The 18,234-nt window shown below is 51.0% G+C and carries 16 protein-coding genes and 1 CRISPR repeat array (1 of these 17 running past the window's edge); of the genes, 9 read left to right on the top strand and 7 right to left on the bottom strand.

Annotated features, from left to right (window positions below; translation table 11 throughout):
• Positions 1-782: direct repeats of the CRISPR family, unit length 28 nt; unit sequence GTTCACTGCCGTACAGGCAGCTTAGAAA (it extends 146 nt beyond the left edge of the window).
• Positions 783-985: 203 nt separating this feature from the next.
• The 7 genes from cas1f to tolA all read left to right on the top strand — a co-directional run bounded on the left by cas1f (position 986) and on the right by tolA (position 9,781).
• Positions 986-1,966, top strand: coding sequence for a type I-F CRISPR-associated endonuclease Cas1f (gene cas1f / locus KAJ71_RS10830; RefSeq protein ID WP_248945718.1), 981 nt, complete (start codon positions 986-988; stop codon positions 1,964-1,966).
• Positions 1,963-5,229 carry a type I-F CRISPR-associated helicase Cas3f gene (cas3f, locus tag KAJ71_RS10825; protein ID WP_248945717.1) on the top strand — a complete coding sequence of 1,089 codons (3,267 nt, stop codon included), beginning with the start codon at positions 1,963-1,965 and terminating at the stop codon, positions 5,227-5,229. The genes cas1f and cas3f overlap by 4 nt, the downstream gene beginning before the upstream one ends.
• 31 nt (positions 5,230-5,260) lie before the next feature.
• Positions 5,261-6,610 (top strand): type I-F CRISPR-associated protein Csy1, encoded by a 1,350-nt coding sequence (gene csy1, locus KAJ71_RS10820; RefSeq protein ID WP_248945716.1) that lies wholly within the window; start codon positions 5,261-5,263, stop codon positions 6,608-6,610.
• The gene (gene csy2 / locus KAJ71_RS10815; protein ID WP_248945715.1) at positions 6,607-7,530 is read left to right on the top strand and encodes a type I-F CRISPR-associated protein Csy2; all 924 of its coding nucleotides are present in this window, start codon (positions 6,607-6,609) and stop codon (positions 7,528-7,530) included. The genes csy1 and csy2 overlap by 4 nt, the downstream gene beginning before the upstream one ends.
• 11 nt (positions 7,531-7,541) lie before the next feature.
• A complete protein-coding gene (gene csy3 / locus KAJ71_RS10810) occupies positions 7,542-8,543 on the top strand; it encodes a type I-F CRISPR-associated protein Csy3 (protein ID WP_248945857.1) in 1,002 nt (333 codons plus the stop codon).
• A gap of 11 nt (positions 8,544-8,554) precedes the next feature.
• Positions 8,555-9,109, top strand: coding sequence for a type I-F CRISPR-associated endoribonuclease Cas6/Csy4 (cas6f, locus tag KAJ71_RS10805; protein ID WP_248945714.1), 555 nt, complete (start codon positions 8,555-8,557; stop codon positions 9,107-9,109).
• A gap of 288 nt (positions 9,110-9,397) precedes the next feature.
• Positions 9,398-9,781: a cell envelope integrity protein TolA gene (gene tolA, locus KAJ71_RS10800; protein ID WP_248945713.1), complete on the top strand. Its 384-nt coding sequence runs from the start codon at positions 9,398-9,400 to the stop codon at positions 9,779-9,781.
• Between the two features lie 225 nt (positions 9,782-10,006).
• Here the strand turns inward: tolA and KAJ71_RS10795 are convergent, their stop codons facing one another.
• Together KAJ71_RS10795 and KAJ71_RS10790 are read right to left on the bottom strand one after the other, a co-directional pair.
• Positions 10,007-10,168 (bottom strand): YnfU family zinc-binding protein, encoded by a 162-nt coding sequence (locus KAJ71_RS10795; RefSeq protein ID WP_021178250.1) that lies wholly within the window; start codon positions 10,166-10,168, stop codon positions 10,007-10,009.
• A complete protein-coding gene (locus KAJ71_RS10790) occupies positions 10,155-10,430 on the bottom strand; it encodes a hypothetical protein (protein WP_248945712.1) in 276 nt (91 codons plus the stop codon). Before KAJ71_RS10790 ends, KAJ71_RS10795 begins: the two co-directional genes overlap by 14 nt.
• A 273-nt stretch (positions 10,431-10,703) precedes the next feature.
• On the opposite strand from KAJ71_RS10790, the gene KAJ71_RS10785 reads away from it, so the two are divergent.
• On the top strand, positions 10,704-11,333 hold the full coding sequence (locus KAJ71_RS10785) for a LysE family translocator (RefSeq protein ID WP_248945711.1): 630 nt from the start codon (positions 10,704-10,706) through the stop codon (positions 11,331-11,333).
• Between the two features lie 46 nt (positions 11,334-11,379).
• Here KAJ71_RS10785 and KAJ71_RS10780 read toward each other — a convergent pair whose 3' ends face one another.
• From KAJ71_RS10780 to puuD, 5 genes are all read right to left on the bottom strand, one after another.
• Complete coding sequence (locus KAJ71_RS10780) at positions 11,380-12,027, bottom strand: winged helix-turn-helix domain-containing protein (RefSeq protein WP_248945710.1); 648 nt, start codon at positions 12,025-12,027, stop codon at positions 11,380-11,382.
• A gap of 340 nt (positions 12,028-12,367) precedes the next feature.
• The gene (locus KAJ71_RS10775) at positions 12,368-13,648 is read right to left on the bottom strand and encodes an NAD(P)/FAD-dependent oxidoreductase (RefSeq protein ID WP_248945856.1); all 1,281 of its coding nucleotides are present in this window, start codon (positions 13,646-13,648) and stop codon (positions 12,368-12,370) included.
• Between the two features lie 10 nt (positions 13,649-13,658).
• On the bottom strand, positions 13,659-15,155 hold the full coding sequence (gene puuC / locus KAJ71_RS10770) for an aldehyde dehydrogenase PuuC (protein ID WP_248945709.1): 1,497 nt from the start codon (positions 15,153-15,155) through the stop codon (positions 13,659-13,661).
• 15 nt (positions 15,156-15,170) lie between these two features.
• A complete protein-coding gene (gene puuR / locus KAJ71_RS10765) occupies positions 15,171-15,728 on the bottom strand; it encodes an HTH-type transcriptional regulator PuuR (RefSeq protein ID WP_024529961.1) in 558 nt (185 codons plus the stop codon).
• A complete protein-coding gene (gene puuD / locus KAJ71_RS10760; protein ID WP_248945708.1) occupies positions 15,725-16,486 on the bottom strand; it encodes a gamma-glutamyl-gamma-aminobutyrate hydrolase in 762 nt (253 codons plus the stop codon). The genes puuR and puuD overlap by 4 nt, the downstream gene beginning before the upstream one ends.
• A 236-nt stretch (positions 16,487-16,722) precedes the next feature.
• On the opposite strand from puuD, the gene KAJ71_RS10755 reads away from it, so the two are divergent.
• Positions 16,723-18,141 carry a glutamine synthetase family protein gene (locus KAJ71_RS10755; RefSeq protein WP_248945707.1) on the top strand — a complete coding sequence of 473 codons (1,419 nt, stop codon included), beginning with the start codon at positions 16,723-16,725 and terminating at the stop codon, positions 18,139-18,141.
• Positions 18,142-18,234: the final 93 nt, after the last annotated feature.

Raw genomic sequence — 18,234 nt, 5'->3', positions numbered from 1 at the left:
AATGTAACCCAGACTGGCCGTAATTTACTTGCTGGTTCACTGCCGTACAGGCAGCTTAGAAATGGAAGTCTGTCACATCCTGTTACCGGGGAATGTTCACTGCCGTACAGGCAGCTTAGAAAGCTGCCGGTACCCATGGCCGGTGCTGAAGGTGGTTCACTGCCGTACAGGCAGCTTAGAAACCTGGGGGCGAACGTCTACCAAGTAACTACCGGTTCACTGCCGTACAGGCAGCTTAGAAAAGAAGATTAAGGGCGGCCAGCTTTGGCTTGTTGTTCACTGCCGTACAGGCAGCTTAGAAAATACTCGCGGGCCTGGTGAATCATGCAGTTCGGTTCACTGCCGTACAGGCAGCTTAGAAAAGTTCGTCAGCCCATTCGGATTCGATAATTGTGTTCACTGCCGTACAGGCAGCTTAGAAAGTATCCAGCGTGGTTTGATGAAAGTCGAAGATGTTCACTGCCGTACAGGCAGCTTAGAAATCGCTAAATGCGGGGCTTTTTTATGCCTGGAGGTTCACTGCCGTACAGGCAGCTTAGAAAATGTATCACGCATTGCCATGCACGTTGCAGATGTTCACTGCCGTACAGGCAGCTTAGAAATCAAAAATCACAGCCGCCAGCTGTTTGTTGATGTTCACTGCCGTACAGGCAGCTTAGAAATTATATAAAATATTTCCGCGCTCAGGTTGCACGTTCACTGCCGTACAGGCAGCTTAGAAAATAACCGGCATAGGCTCGACCACCCTGTGAGGGTTCACTGCCGTACAGACAGTCTGTAAAGATAAAAATAGTTTATGTAAATCATTCACGCCCTGTATCTATCCTTATGATTCATAATCGATAAAAATTAAATAAAAATCCAACACCAATCACTCCATCTAATGGATAAATTATGCTAAAACAACAATATCGCGTTGGCATTCTGTCATAGATAGTCACGAGCTGGGTGGTCTATGGCATAAAAACAGGGAAGTTTTCATTTCGTGCAAAATCAATTTTCGCCATCAGATCTAAAAACCATTCTGCATTCCAAACGTGCGAATCTCTACTACCTGCAGCATTGCCGGATCCTGGTCAATGGTGGCAGGGTGGAGTACGTCACGGATGAAGGTAAGCAATCTTTATACTGGAACATTCCGATCGCCAATACCACCGCGGTGATGCTGGGGACGGGAACTTCCGTTACTCAGGCGGCAATGCGTGAGTTTGCAAAAGCGGGGGTTTTAGTTGGGTTCTGTGGTGGCGGTGGCACCCCTTTGTTTTCTGCCAATGAAGTTGAGGTGGATGTCTCTTGGCTAACCTCGCAAAGCGAATACCGGCCTACCGAATATTTACAGCACTGGGTCAGCTTCTGGTTTGATGATGATAAGCGTCTGGCGGCTGCGATTGCTTTTCAGCAACAGCGTATCGTTCAAATTCGTACTCATTGGCTTTCTGCACGCATGCAGCGCGAGCAAGGATTCGATATCGATGCGGCACGGCTTAATCCGGTTTTGGACAGTTTTATGCAGCGTTTAGCCACTTGTCAGAATAGTAACGACGTTCTGGCACAAGAGGCTGTTATGACTAAGGCACTCTATAAACTGGCGGCAAATGGTGTGAAATACGGCGAATTCAGCAGAGCCAAGCGTGGTGGCGGGATAGATATCGCTAACCGATTTTTGGATCACGGTAACTACCTGGCCTATGGCCTTGGTGCCACAGCGGCTTGGGTCATTGGTTTACCACATGGATTGTCGATACTGCATGGCAAAACCCGACGCGGTGGCCTGGTATTTGATATCGCTGATCTGATTAAGGACGCTTTGATTCTGCCGCAGGCCTTTATTGCCGCCATGGCCGGGGAAGACGAGCAGGAATTTCGCCAGCGCTGCCTGCGTGGATTTCAGCAAGCGGATGCGCTGGATGTAATGATCGATACGGTAAAGGCAACGGCAGAAAGCCTATCACAGGTGGGTAAATGAATATTTTGCTGATTGCCCAGTGTAATAAAAAGGCATTGGTAGAAACGCGCCGCATCTTGGATCAGTTCGCCGAACGTAAAGGTGATAGAACTTGGCAGACGGCGATAACCCTGGAAGGGCTGAATACGCTGAGAAAACTGCTGCGTAAAACCGCGAGGCGCAATACTGCGGTGGCTTGTCACTGGATAAAAGGCGGTAATCAGACCGAACTGCTATGGATCGTGGGCAATCTACGGCGTTTTAACTCGGAGGGGTCTGTACCGACCAATACTACCGAACGCGATGTGCTCCGCAGCCAGGATGAAAATAGCTGGCATAGCGTAGAAGCGATTGCGTTGATGGTGGGGATCGCCGGGCTTTTTCATGATTTTGGCAAGGCCAATCTTTTATTCCAGAATGGATTACGCGGCAAAGGGAAACATTTCCAACCCTATCGGCATGAATGGGTTTCATTGAGGTTGTTTTGTGCCTGGGTAGGGGAACGTAGCGATAAACAATGGCTAACGGCGCTGGCGGCGATCGACGAGAGCGATGAAAGCCGGATGATAACTGCTCTGGTAAAGGACTCCGTTGACGTTTTTACTAATCCATTTCTTTCTTTGCCTCCGCTGGCAACAACCATTGCCTGGTTGATTGTCTCTCATCACCGTTTGCCTGCTTACCCTCAAAGGGTGCAGGAAAGTGGGAACCCGCCAGCGTTAAAGGATATGGACGGCTGGTTAACAACACAATTGGTTGCAGAGTGGAACTCCACAAATAGCCTAATTGAAGGTTGGACAGCCGAAGAACATCGTGCGGTATGGGGGTTCCCGCATGGCACACCAATGCGCAGTGCTATCTGGCGGGAAAAAGCGCGAAAATTTGCCCAACGTGCGTTGCAATTCCCCTCATTGATGCAATTTGGCGTATTGGGTCAACGTTTCACCAGCCATATGGCGCGTTTAGTGCTGATGTTGGCAGATCATCATTATTCATCCTTAGCGCCGACCGAAGGTTGGCAAGATGCCGATTATCAAGCGTATGCCAATATCGATCGCCAAACCGGTGGGTTGAAGCAACAACTGGATGAGCACAATATCGGTGTGGGGCAGAACGCGTTGTTGTTAGGGCGTAGCTTGCCGCATATCCGAACTACACTACCGGCAATCACACGTCATAAAGGTTTCAAACAGCGCAGTAAGACAGAGCAATTCCGTTGGCAGGATAAAGCTTATGATCTTGCGTGTGCCGCGCGTGAACGCTCGGTCAAGCAAGGTTTCTTTGGCGTAAATATGGCTTCTACGGGCTGTGGCAAAACGTTTGCTAATGCGCGAATTATGTATGGCTTGGCCGATGAAAAATCAGGCTGCCGCTTTTCCGTTGCTTTGGGGCTTCGTACTTTAACCTTGCAAACCGGCGATGCGCTTAAAGCCAGATTAATGTTGGATGATGACGATCTGGCCGTATTGGTGGGTTCCGCTGCGGTGCGGGAGCTGCATCAACTCAATAATGATAAAGCTGAGCCGCGTGGTACAGGCAGTGCCTCGGCAGAGGAGCTGTTCGCCGAACATCACTATGTCAGCTATGGTGGCAGTCTGGACGATGGGCGCTTAAGCCGTTGGCTGCAAGGTAGTGGCAACTTGCACAAGCTGTTGAGTGCGCCAGTATTAGTGACCACCATCGACCATTTGATTGGTGCGACCGAGGGTGTGCGCGGTGGCAAGCAAATTGCACCGATGTTGCGCCTTCTGACTGCCGATCTGGTGTTGGATGAACCGGACGATTTTGATATTGCCGATCTGCCCGCGTTATGCCGCCTGGTCAACTGGGCTGGAATGTTAGGTTCCCGCGTGCTGCTCTCTTCCGCCACTTTACCACCTGCGCTGGTTCAGGCGTTGTTTAATGCCTATAAAGCGGGCCGGGCGGATTATCAGCAAGTGTGCGGCCAGCCAGATACGCCATTAAATATCTGTTGTGCCTGGTTTGATGAGAACGATGCCGTACCGCACGATATACAAGGTGCGAAAGATTTTAAAGCTGCGCATGAGGCGTTTGTCGCCCAGCGGGTGGCAAAACTGCAAAACGTCGCGGTATTGCGCCGTGCACAGTTGATTACGGTGCAACCGGCAAACCAACGGAAAAGTACGGTACTGGATAGCGTGGCGGAAACACTATCGGTTGCCATGCGGCAGTTGCATACGCTTCATCATCAAGAAAATCCAGAGGGTAAAACCGTGTCTCTGGGGGTGATCCGCATGGCAAATATTAATCCTTTGGTGGCGGTAGCTCAGCGGTTATTACGCATGCCAGCGCCAGAGAATGCTCGAATCCATTATTGTGTTTATCACAGCCAACATCCATTGGCGATGCGTTCGCATATCGAGCGGCGGTTAGACGAAACCCTGACGCGCTATTGTGAAACGGCACTGTGGCAAATCACAGAAATCAAACATGCATTGGCGAATTATCCTGAACAGCATCACCTGTTTGTGGTGCTGGCGACATCCGTTGCCGAGGTGGGGAGAGATCATGATTACGATTGGGCGATTGCCGAACCGAGTTCAATGCGTTCGTTGATCCAATTGGCTGGGCGTATTCAGCGCCACCGGCAGAAGCCTTGTACGTCACCAAATCTGCATATTCTGCAAAAAAACGTGAGAGCGTTGCAGGGTAATAAACCGGCTTATTATCGACCAGGGTTTGAGTCTGATAGATACCAACTTCAGCTTAACAGTCACGATCTGGTGGAGATTTTGCAACCAGAGCAATATGAAACGATCAGTGCAATTCCCCGAGTACAGGAATCTTTGAAACTGAAAGCTCACGACAATTTGGTCGATCTGGAACATGTCTGTTTACGCAGCGTGTTGCAGGGGCGACAGGATCTTGAGGATAAATACTACGCCGCTATTTGGTGGCGCAAGCAGGCCACCTGGTGCGCCGAACAGCAACGATTGAGTCCATTTCGGCAATCTACTGAGGAAGAACCGCATTATCTGTGGATGGAAGATGAAATGGATAGGCCGCGCTTTAAATTCCCAGATATTGTCCCTGGCCAGTGGAAGCCTAGTGATAACTTCCGCGAAATTGAAGTGGCTTTCGCCGAGGGAGTTGGTGCCTGGATCACGGAGGATTACCCCACCATTTACCAAGGTCTGGCCGATAAGCTGGGCATGGAATTATCAGAGATAAGTCAGAAGTTCGGTGAGATCAACCTACGAAAAAACAAGGCAGATCAATGGCATTTCCACCCGTTGTTAGGGGTGTTTGGCGCACTCGAATAAATAATCTAATAACATTGAGGTAAGGAGGCGTATGGACGAAAATAAACTGAGCCGGTTTATCGTCAACTATATCGAAGGCCGCAAGCAGCCCAAGCTTGAAGCCTTCGATAAAGTAGCAGAAAAGAAACTGTCGGCGTTAACTGATGCTGATGAGATCGCCGTTAATCGGCAGACTTTCACAGAGCAACGGCGGGAGCTAGAAAAACGATATGAAGTACGTGATTGGCTGAGTGATGCTGCTAATCGCGTATGGCAGATAAAACTTGCAACTCACGCACCTAAATATACCCATGGAGATTCGAAAAGTAGTGGTGTTTTGTATGTTACGCCGCCATCTGAGAACTCAACTTACTTATCGAGTTCAAGCTTGGCTAGCCCAGCAATAGACGTCATTGGCAATGCGGCGATATTTGATGTTGCTAAGTTATTACAACAGGAAGTGGATGGGGAATCATTAATTAACTGCTTGGTTTACGGCGATAATTCCCCTTTGATGCCATTTTCTGATGATTTAAATATTATCAACGATTGGGCCAGTAAATTTACCAGTGTCATACAGATGCGACCCAGTTCACATAAACTGGCCAAGCAACTTTATTTCCCCGTGGGTGATGATGAATATCACCTGTTAAGCCCATTGTTCTCTTCATCGCTGGCTCATGCAATGCACAGCCGAATCAGCGAAGCGCGTTTTAGCGATGCCTCCAAAGAGATCTACCAAGCCTTCAAAACGGGTGATTGGCACCCTGAACCCCGTGTGATTTACCCCAAAACGGCCGTGGTAAATATGGGGGGGACCAAGCCGCAAAATATTTCCTATCTTAACAGCGTACGTGGTGGCCGAGTTTGGTTACTCCCTTGCGCTGCACCGGTATGGCAAAGCCAAAATAAGCCACCGTTGAACCAGAACTCTATTTTCCAAGAGCGTAAAGCCTTTTCGGCTATGGCGAGAGACGCTGTGTGGCAGTTGAAGCAGTACCTGCGCAGCCTTGACCCACAGGCTCGCAATGCGGAGATCCGCCAGCAGCGCGCTGCTTACGTTGATGAGATTATCGATACTTTGTTCAGCTACGTAGCCGGCATTCAAAACAGGGAAGATTGGCAACGTTGGAGCATGGAAGAAGATTGCCAGCTGTCGCGTGCACAGCAGTTGTGGCTCGACCCATGGCGGATGAAACAGGATAAAGATTTCCAGTTTGAGCGTGAAGGTGGGGATTGGAAAAAGGAAATCGCTATCGACTTCGGCGTCTGGCTCAATCACCAGTTAAAAACCGAAGAGATGAAGTTTAGCGAGGTTGAACGCCGTGAATGGTCAACCACGTCTTTGTTTAAACGTCGCCTGCGTGAGTTTGAGCAAGAGTTTAAGGAGGGCTTCGCATGAGCACTTTGATCGTATTACGTCATGTTCGGGTGGAGAACGCCAATGCCATTGCCGGGCTGACCTATGGTTTTCCTGCCATCACTCATTTTCTCGGCTATAGCCATGCATTATCCCGCAAATTGCAGCAGAGCCACGGTTTAACCTTGGCAAACTGCGGTGTGGTTTGCCATCAGCAACAGCTCCATGCGTATTCCTCCGGGCGTGATTATGCCTTTGCCTTGACGCGCAACCCCTTGACGAAAGAGGCGAAAACGGCAGCGTTCAACGAAGAAGGGCGGATGCATATCACGGTTTCGTTATTGATAGAGTGCCACGGCACCATCGTTAACGGCGATCAAGGCGCTAAAGCGTTAGAAGCGCACCTTGTCGAACTGTGCCCAACCCAGCGCTTGGCCGGTGGTGTGATCACCGACATTGGCGCGATTAAGGTGATGGGAACTCCTGAAAAACCAGAGGATCTACGTAAGCTGATGCGCCGTTTGTTACCTGGGTTTGCCTTGCTCGATCGTTCCGAATTACTGACCAGTCATTATCAAACGCTGCGTGAGAGTAACCCACAGGCGGAGCTAATTGACGCATGGCTAGACTTTGCGGCGCTGAAATATCAGGCGCAGGACGAACAAAATCCTCAATGGTGTTATCAACCAAAACCTGCTGCTGGTTATCTGGTGCCGCTTCAGACTGGATATCGTGCGATTTCTCAACTCTATGCACCGGGTGAAGTCGAGAAATCGCGTGATCCAACAACGCCTTTTCGTTTTGCCGAACCTGTCTATGGCATTGGCGAGTGGCGCAGCCTGCACCGCATTACCGATCTGAATCAGTTGTTATGGCAATACCATCATCAAGGCGATGACTACCTCTGCCGCAGTGCGGTGCCGGTCATCACGGAAGACTATCAATTTAACGAAGAAGATTAACTTAAAGGATTATTCATATGGCTACTGTAAAGACTGCATCTGTCCTGGCTTTCGAGCGTAAATTGGCAAACTCCGATGCCATTATGTTTGCCGGTAACTGGCAACAACCGGAATGGACGCCGATTGCAATCCAAGAGAAAGCGGTGCGTGGCACGATTTCCAATCGTTTGAAAAATGCGATTGCCAGCGATCCGGCAAAACTGGATGCCGAGATCCAAAAACCCAACTTGCAGCGTGTGGATGTTGCAGCATTGCCGTTCGACACTGATACCTTAAAAGTCAGCTTTACCCTGCGTGTGTTGGGTAATCTGTCGCAGCCTTCGGTATGTAACGATCAGGATTACCAAGCCGAATTGGCGAAGGTGATCCAAGGTTATATCAAAGAGCATGGGTTCAAAGAACTGGCCGGACGTTATGCTGAGAACCTGGCAAATGGTCGCTTCCTATGGCGCAACCGCGTCGGTGCCGATGAGATTGCTATTACTGTAAAGGGGAAAGAGAAAACCTGGCAATTTAACGCCAGTGATTACAGCCTGCGTACGTTTAGCCAACCGAAAGGTGATTTAGCTGAGTTGGCCAAGGAAATTGAGCAAGGCCTGGCAGGGGATGGCTTTGCTTTCTTTAGCGTGGAAGCCTGTGTGCGATTGGGCAAAGGACAAGAGATTTTCCCATCGCAGGAACTGGTGTTGGATAGCAACAGTAAGAAAAGTAAGGTGTTGTACCAGGTGGGTGATATTGCCGCCATGCACTCGCAGAAAATCGGCAATGCGTTGCGTACCGTCGATAGTTGGTACCCTGACGCGAGTGAGTTGGCGTTAGGGCCAATTGCGGTGGAACCCTATGGCTCAGTAACCAGCCGGGGACAAGCCTATCGCCAGCCGAAACAAAAAATGGATTTTTATACGCTGCTGGATAACTGGGTGACTAAAGGGAAAGTGCCAGAAGTGGATCAACAGCACTATGTCATGGCCATTCTGATCCGTGGCGGCGTATTTGGCGAGAAAGGCGAATAAAGGGGCGACGTATGGATCATTACCTCGAGATTCGCGTGCTGCCGGATCCAGAGTTCACGACGACGGTATTACTGGAAGCACTCTTTGCCAAGCTGCATAGGGCATTGGGCAACGAAGGGCAGGGAAAAATAGGCGTCAGTTTTCCCTCTGCCGGTAAAACACTGGGCGATCGATTACGGCTACATGGCCCTCTAGCGGTGCTCACGGCCTTTGAGACTTTACCTTGGCGTAAAGGGTTACGGGATTACACGGAATGTGGCGAAATTCTGCCAGTACCCGCCAATGTAAAATACCGTACAGTGCGACGCGTGCAGATCAAAAGCAGCGCTGAGAGATTACGCCGCCGTTCTGTTCGCAAGGGATGGGTAACTGAAGAAGAGGCGCGACTGCGTATTCCTGACTCCGTTGAGGAACGCTCAGCGTTGCCATTTATCCGTTTAAAAAGTCTATCCAGCGAGCAGACCTTTTTGTTGTTTATCGAACAGGGCAAGATTTGCGATAACGCAACAGAGGGGGTATTTAGTGCTTATGGTTTAAGCGCAACGGCAACCATCCCGTGGTTTTAACCCTAATTTAATGGCTGATTCTAACCTATTGATTTAAAAGGTTAGGATCAGTGATGTTTAGTAAAGGTTTTTTTGGGGTGGGGGACGGGATTCTATTTTATTAACAGTTAGTTACTGTTGGCATGTAACAGTTCACTGCCGTACAGGCAGTCCAAAAAACCCCGAGCTGGTTCGGGCGTTTGCAAAAGTCGTTCACTGCCGTACAGGCAGTCCAAAAATCAACCTTGAATGTTAACGCGAGGGCTTCTTCTGTTACATTCAATGCAAACACTAAAAAGGAATTTAGACATGAAAAAACTTGCCTCTGTTTGTCTACTCAGCCTGTTGTTTGCCTCGGCCTGTAGCCCCCACAAAAGTACCAGCACCAAACCCATTGAGCTAAGGCCAAAGGAAGTGGCACCGTTGGTTGATAAACCGACCAGATATGTGCGTGAGGTTCAGGCAGCCATTCAATGGAAGTTTTTTATCGAGGATGACTATCGCGGTAAAACCTGTGATGTAAGTATCAAGATGTCTAAAGACGGGCTGGTATATGATCTGCAGGGCAACGGCTATCCCCCGCTGTGTGAAGCTGCGATAAAAGCCATCAAAAATGCCGATATCCCAGCGCCGTATGACGACGAAACGTACCAGCAATTCAAGAAAACAGTTCTTACGTTCAAACCAATTTGAGCTTCAGGGTCTGAGTGTAGATAGCTACGGGGTAGGCCAGGATAAAAGTTCGGGGTAAATTCCTAAATGAAGGCACCTGGCATTACCCACTCATTTATCATGGGTATAATGACCATGTTTGCCATATCCATTCCAATAATGTTCCGAAGTGCTGTGTGGTCTTTGCCGCTATTGAGTCCTATTGATAGCGGTTTTTTCGCAACGCTATCAGCCAGCCAGGCGCTCTCAATCTTCGCGTTTACGAAAGTAATGCCCACAGTGGGGGCAGATCAGCGTGACGTTTTTTTTCACCTTGCTGCGATTTTGCGGCGAACTTTTTGCACATTCAGGGCAGGTGACATCAACAGGGGCATCACCGAATAGCTTAAAGGCATCAAAGAAAGACATCTTTTTCACCGGGTAAGAGGTAGGAGGAGTTCAGTGTACCCTTATCGCCCGCTGATAGCTCCACATAGATTGGTAAACCATTCGTTGGGAAGTAGGGTCGTGCGCTAAAAAGGGGGGAACCCGTGACGGAAGGGCGAGGGGAAGAAAAAAGCCCCACAAAAGATTGAGGGGCAAACACAACAACACCAGGGAAATCGTTGATGACTAATCTGCTATTACTATATGTTTTTTGAAACGAGAGTTCATCAATAAATTGCTGCATTATTGCAACATTATAGTTAACTAATTTGTATGTATTTATATTTATTCATACGCCGTGTGAATTTGTTCGCTGTTTGTGAGCAATAAGTCAGCATGGTGGTTGTTTTTTGTTGAATTGATGGCTTGGGGGATGATTTCTTGTTCCATCACTCCGTTCCAAACAGAATGTGACTTGAATCACATCGTGCAGATCCCCTATATTCCCCACCCATAACGATGTTGTCGTATTGAGATGCAGCGGCGCAGAGAGTTTTACATTTATTCGGAGTTGTTGATGGAGTTAACTACGCTTTTGCTTTACGTGATTGCCGTCAGTGCGGTGATGGTGACGCCAGGCCCTTCCATGCTATTGGCGTTAAACAATGGTGCAATCCACGGTATGCGTATTGCCAGTTACGGTTTCCTGGGGGCGGTATTGGCCGATTTGTTGCTCATCGGCGCCGTCGGTTGCGGACTAGGGGCGCTGTTGCAAGCTTCTGAGCAGCTGTTTGCCGTGGTGAAGTGGGGTGGTGCGTTATATCTGGTCTACCTTGCCTGGGTGCTTTGGCGGGCGCCGGTAAAGGCTTTGGCAGTAAGCGCTAGCGCCGCCGCTGCGACCGGGAAAACGGCATTCCTGCGTGCCCTGATGGTCGGTTTGTCCAATCCTAAGGGTTTGCTGTTTTTCTCGGCCTTTCTACCGCAGTTTATTCAGCCAGAAAAACCGATTGCCATGCAATACCTGATCCTGGCACTGGTCAGCGCAATGATCGACTGCGTGATGATGACGGTCTATGCCTACGGCGGCCGCCATGCGATGCGTAAGTTCTCGGCGAACGTGATGCGTTGGGTAAACCGTAGCTGTGCCGGCATGCTTGGCGTACTGGCCGTAGGTGTTGCGCTTTATCGGCGTAGCGATGTGAGCTAGAGATATCAGCGGGCGCACATGCAGCGCCCCTACTTGGCGAGAATGTCTACAGTTTCAGAGAGCTGATAAGCTCTCTTTTTAATAGGTGACTGCCTGTGTTAACAAAAGAGGAAAACTTAGGCATATTACCTCTTGACGGATCCGTAGTTACCCCGCAGACCACCGTGTTCCTCATCATTGCGGTATAGTTCACATCTGATTGGTAGTAGTGCTGATAGATGTGAAATATGTGCACCGCGGTAGTCACGGCCAATATAATCACTAACGCAATTAAAACGTAGGTAATTTTAACCTTGTTAAGAGAATTCTTTTTACTTTTACAGGGTGATTCAGGTTTACACTGATTAATTGAGATCTCTTCAATAGCCACATCATTGGCTATTCTTAACCCTACTTTTGGTATGGTTTCTATGATGTTTTTATCAATGCCCATATTCTTGATTATCCGCCGTAGCGTGCTCAGGCATTGATTGAGATTGTTATTGCTGGCCTGTAGACCGTAATCATCCCACACCCTTTGCAGAAGTACTTCTCTCTCAACAATTTCTCCTTTATTTTTTATCAGAAAGGAGAAAAGTCGAGCTGCAGAAGAGGAAATGGTGACGATTTCTTCCTGAAGTTCCTGATGATAAAAACCGACGCTATTGGGGCAGAAAAGGACATCTCCTTCGATGAGATATTGGGATTTAGTCATGCTGGTTCGCTCCATGTCAGACAGTTTGATTAACTTAAATAACGTTAATCTTAAGTCTTATAATATTATTTTATTGGCATCTGAGCAATAACTGAATGGTATAAAATACAGTAAAAACAGGAAAATACAGTTTAAAATCCGCCCTAATTAACTACGGCAGTTATTAATGTTAAGTAAATGGTCTGTAAAATATTAAACAGTATTTAATAAAAATTAAGAAAGCTAACTTACTGATATTTTTGCTAAATAAACAGTACTAACTAGTCCGACCGGCAAGAATCGGTCTAGTTAGAAAAATGTATCAATTTAAGCTGCAAATCTGCGTTAAGACAGCGCTAATTTAAACCCCAATTCGATCTCTCAGAGTGTAGTAGGCAGCGCCGATGGCGGTGAAGGGAATTTGCAGGTTACGGCCGCCAAAGAACGGCAGGTGTGGCAGTTTGGCAAATGCGTCAAAGCGCTCCGCATCGCCACGCATCAACTCTGCTATCAACTTGCCTGCCAGATGGGTGCAGGTCACGCCGTGTCCGCTGTAGCCTTGCATGTAGTAGACATTGTTTTCCAGCCGGCCAAACTGCGGCATACGCGACAGCGTCAGCAAGAAATTCCCGGTCCAACGGTAATCAATGCGTACACCTTTCAGCTGTGGGAAGGTTTTCAGCAGCTTGGGGCGGATCAGGTTATCGATATCATCCGGATCGCGGGCACCATAGACCACTCCACCGCCGTACAACAGCCGGTTATCGCCGGTTAAACGGTAATAATCCAGCAGGTAATTACAATCTTCCACGCAGTAGTTTTGTGGGATCAGCGAGGCGGCCACTTCTGGAGATAATGGCTCGGTGGTGACCACTTGAGTCCCGCACGGCATACTGCGTTTGGCCAGCCTTGGCTCCAGTTTATCGCCCAGGTAAGCATTCCCAGCCACGATCACGTAGCGAGCGGTGACCTGACCATTAGCGGTACTGACCAACGCTGGCTCCCCGTGGCGGATATTGGTGACAGCAGACTGTTCGAAGATCCGCCCCCCTTGCAGGCGAATGGCTTCGGCCTCGCCCAAAGCCAGGTTGAGCGGGTGAATATGGCCGCCGCTGTGATCGAGTAACGCGCCAACATAGCGATCGCTGCTGACCTCCTGGCGGATACGGTCGGCATCCAGCAGTTCAAGTTGCGTATTGCCGTAACGCTCCCAGTGCTGCTTTTGTTCGATCAGCGCGTGATACTGCTTATTGTTGAGCGCGGCGAAGATCCCGCCGGGGCGATAGTCACAGTCAATGGCATAGCGTTTGATACGGCTGCGGATAATCTCTGCGCCTTCAAACATCATGCTACCAAGCAGCTTGGCACTTTCTGCACCGTAACGGCTTTCGATTACGTCGATGTCGCGACTGTAGGAGTTGACCAGTTGGCCACCGTTGCGGCCGCTGGCACCAAAGCCGATGCGGGCAGACTCTAGCACCACCACGTTATAACCGGCTTCAACCAGAAACAGCGCCGATGACAGGCCGGTGTAACCGCCCCCCACGATACAGACGTCACAGTCGATCGATTCATTCAACTGCGGATAAGGCTGATGGTTATTGGCCGTTGCCGCATAGTAGCTTTTTACGTGTTCAGTCATCATCAAATCCTTATTCCAGAGAAATCCAGGTGGTTTTCAGTTCGGTAAATTTATCCAGCGCATGCAGCGATTTATCACGGCCGTTGCCGCTTTGCTTATAGCCGCCGAATGGCACGGTCATATCGCCGTCGTTGTAGTTGTTGACGAACACGGTGCCCGCTTTCAATTGACGAGCCATACGGTGTGCCCGTGACAGATCGCGGGTCCAGACGGCCGCGCCCAACCCGTACTCGCTGTCGTTCGCCAATGCTAGCGCCTGTTGTTCACCGTTGAAGGTCGTGACGGCCAATACCGGGCCAAAAATCTCGTCCCGCGCGACGTTCATCGCATTATCTACCTGAGTAAGAATGGTGGGGCCGAGATAGCCGTGATGATCGCCTTGCGGATGAGCTCGCCCATCAAGGAACAGCGAGGCTCCCTGGCTCAAGCCCTGCTCAATATAGCTGGTGACTTTTTCACAGTGTTGTTGGTCGATCAGCGTGCCCATAAGCGTTTGCGGATCGAGCGGGTTGCCCGGTGCGAAGGCCGCCGCGTGTTGATGCAATGCCTGTAAAAAGGCCTGCTGAATACCTTCCTCTACCAGCAGGCGCGTACCGGCAATGCACACCTGGCCCTGGTTATAGAAGATGCCTGCCGCCGCACTCTGCGCCGCCTTATCCAGGTCTGGGCAGTCGGCGAAGATAATGTTGGCGCTCTTGCCACCAGCCTCCAGCCACACGCGTTTCATGTTGGATTCACCAGCGTACTTCATCAACTGCTTGGCTACCTGGGTCGAGCCGGTAAAGGCGAGGGCATCAACGTCGGTATGCAGTGCCAACGCCTTACCCGCGTCGTGGCCGAAACCAGGAATAATGTTCAGTACGCCATCTGGCAACCCTGCCTGCTGCGCCAAAGCGCCAAGATAAACCGCTGTGAGCGGTGATTTTTCCGAAGGTTTCAGCACCACGCTATTACCGGCTGCCAGCGCCGGGCCTAACTTCCAGCAGGCTAACAGCAGCGGAAAGTTCCACGGCACAATGGCACCCACCACGCCAATCGGTTCCCGCTGGATCAAAGCGAGCGCATCATGGCCGGTTGGGGCAATTTCGCCATACACCTTGTCGATAGCTTCGGCGTACCAGCGGATACAGCGGATCGCCCCTGGAATATCATCGCGCAGGCTGTGGCGGATGGGCTTGCCGGTATCCAGCGTTTCCAACAGCGCTAACTGCTCGCTGTGCTCTTCCATCAGGTTGGCGAGTTTGAACAGCGTCGCCTTGCGTTTGGCGGGGGAGGCCTGTGACCAGTCGCCGCGTTCAAACACCTCGCGAGCTGCCTTGACGGCCAAATCGATATCGATGTCGCTGCCACGAGCCATCTGCACCAGTTCACGAACCCCGGCAGGATCCTGTACGCTAAAAGTTTTTCCTTCGGCCACCGGGAGGTAGCGACCATTGATAAACAACCGGTTCTCAATCTTCAGGGCCTGTGCCCTTTGTTGCCAATATTCCAGGTGGTGGAAGTCCATACCTTGCTCCGTTAATCAGAATGTTGTCGGCGTATGTGCGCTGATAATTCGGCAAATGCGCGCCGAGGTGTTGCTGAAACTATGTGGGATAGCAGTGTTGATGGCGTAGCTCTGGCCTGCCCGTAGGTGATAGCTTTGCCCGTTTACCTGCAGCATCACTTCGCCTTCCAGCAGGGTGCCGATCTCTTCCCCCTGATGTTTAAGCCGCTCACCGGTGGTGGTGCCTGGATCGTAAGTTTCGATCATCATTGCCAGGGTGCGGTTGGGATCGCCGTTGTGGATCAGCTTCATCGAAACCCCCTGGCTGCCGATTTCGATCAGATGGTCATGGTCGATCACGATCTGCGGTTCATGCGGCTGTTCCGGCTCGGTAAAGAAAGCCGATAGCGACAGCCCATAGACCGTCAGCAGCTTTTGCAGCGTACTGATCGCCGGGCTGACCTTGTCCTGTTCAATGGTGCTGATGGCGCTGTGCGTTAAGCCAGACAGTTCGGCTACCCGGCGCTGTGATAGCCCTAACTGCTGGCGGATCTGCGATAAGCGTTTCCCCGGTGCCAAGCTGACGTCGCTCATAGGCGTTTTTCCTTTTGGTAGTGCTGGCAGGCGTTAATAAATCCCTCAAACAACAGGCGGGACAGGGCATATTCATCGCTGTTCCATTCAGGATGCCACTGCACCCCTAAGGCAAAGGGCTGATCGCGAATGCTGAGGGCTTCCACCAGGCCGTCGGCGGCATAGGCTTCAACACGTACGCTGGGGCCGAGGGTTTTGGCTCCTTGGCCGTGCAGTGAATTCACCCAGAATCGGTGGCAATCCGGCAGCAATTGCGTCAGCAATCCTCCGTCTTGGACGGTCACTTCGTGAGCAGGGGCATATTGCTGCTCCAGCGGCAGGTCGTGATCTTCACGGTGTTCGAGCAGCTCGGGTTGTTCATATAAACGACGGTGTAGCGTGCCCTGAGTCGCGACCACCAGCTCTTGCATACCGCGGCAAATGGCGAAAAGGGGGATGCGCCTGCTCAGTGCCAGGCCGATCAGCGCCAGGCTCAATTCATCGCGCCCAGGATCGGCGTCAGGCTCATCGCCGTTTTCACCATAAAGGTGCGGCTGCACATTACTGGGGCTGCCCGGCAGCAGGATGCCGTCGAGGTGGGGCAGCAACTCTGCCAGCATTTCCGGCTCTGCGAGCGCGTGTGGCAGGGCGATCGGTAATCCTCCGGCAGCCAACACCGCATTCAGGTACTTTTCTTGCAAGGTCTGGGTGAGGTGCTGGTTTAACCTATACCTGCACATCACGACGCCGACGATTGGTCTGTTAAATATATTGCCCATGCTATCCCCTACAGGTTGTTCGAAATTATGACCGACAAGCCGTTTAATCGCCTTTTTTGTTCAATATTCACTAAATCTAGCAGTCGAATGGCCAATATTCAAACCAAAATTAACACTTGCAAAACATTTTTGTTGCATCTATGTTTCATTGGTGGACATTATATTGAGCAAGATGGTCAAAACATCGAAGCCAGTAAGTGTGAGAACCACAGACCAAACACAACGGCGGGTGAAACATGCAAACCAACATCGTAGAAGTCGAAAACTTTGTGCAACACAATGAAGAAAGGCGAAGTAGCACGTTCCAGCGCGAAGTGAAGAAGTATCTGGAACGTTATCCGTTAACCCAGCATATCGACGTGCTGCTGACCGATCTCAACGGCAGCTTCCGTGGCAAGCGCATACCGGTGAGCGGGCTGGGTAAATTGGAGAAGGGCTGTTACTTCCCGGCCTCGGTGTTCGCGATGGATATTCTTGGTAACGTGGTGGAAGAGGCGGGTTTGGGGCAGGAATTGGGTGAGCCGGACCATATTTGTGTGCCGGTAGCCGGAACCCTGACGCCATCGGCGGCCGATCCGCAATATCTGGGCCAGGTACTGCTCACCATGCTGGATGAAGATGGTACTCCCTTTGACGTTGAACCGCGCAATGTGCTGAACCGAGTGTGGCAGCGTTTGCGTCAGCGCGGGTTATTCCCCGTAGTAGCGGTAGAGTTGGAGTTCTATCTCATCGATCGCCAGCGCGATCCGGAAGGTTATTTGCAACCCCCTTGCGCCCCCGGCACCCAGGAGCGTAACACCCAGAGCCAGGTCTATTCGGTGGACAACCTCAACCACTTTGCCGATGTGCTGAGCGAAATCGATGAACTGGCCCGCTTGCAAGGGCTTCCGGCCGACGGTGCGGTAGCGGAAGCGTCACCGGGCCAGTTTGAGGTTAACCTGCATCACACCAATGATGTATTGCAGGCTTGTGACCATGCCCTGGCGTTAAAGCGGCTGATACGCATGGTGGCCGAGAAGCACCAGATGCATGCGACCTTTATGGCCAAGCCTTACGAGGAACATGCAGGCAGTGGTATGCATGTGCATATCAGCATGCTGGACAAACAAGGTAACAACGTCTTTGCCGATGCGGATGGTGAAGACTCCACGCTGTTGAAGCAGGCGCTGGCTGGCATGATCGCCTTGATGCCTGCCTCTATGGCGCTGCTGGCACCCAACGTCAACGCTTACCGCCGCTTCCAGGCGGGGATGTACGTTCCCACCCAGGCATCCTGGGGCCATAACAACCGCACCGTAGCGCTGCGTATTCCCTGTGGCGATCGCGACAGCCACCGCGTGGAGTACCGCGTGGCGGGGGCCGATGCCAACCCTTATCTGGTAATGGCGACCATTCTGGCCGGGATTATCTATGGCCTCGACACTCAGTTACCGCTGCTTGAGCCAGTCACCGGCAACGGGCTGGAGCAAGAGGGCCTACCGTTCCCGATCCGCCAGAGCGATGCGCTGTACGAATTCGAACACCAGCCGGTGCTCAATGCGCTGCTGGGCGAACGTTTCAGCCACGTCTATCTGGCCTGTAAGACCGATGAGCTGGAGCAGTTTGAGCGGCTGATCACCGAAACCGAAATCGAGTGGATGCTGAAAAACGCCTGACGTCCTCAGCCCGATCCTACCGCGCGCCGGCGCATTCCCGCGGGCTACCTGTGGCCTGGCGAAGCCGTGCGCGACGGTGATGACTTCTTCCAA

The sequence above is a fragment of the Serratia silvae genome (genome assembly GCF_023282985.1).
Taxonomy (GTDB): Bacteria; Pseudomonadota; Gammaproteobacteria; order Enterobacterales; family Enterobacteriaceae; genus Chania; species Chania silvae.
Note: the sequence above shows the minus strand (reverse complement) of the source record. Positions and strands in the feature narration are given on the sequence as shown.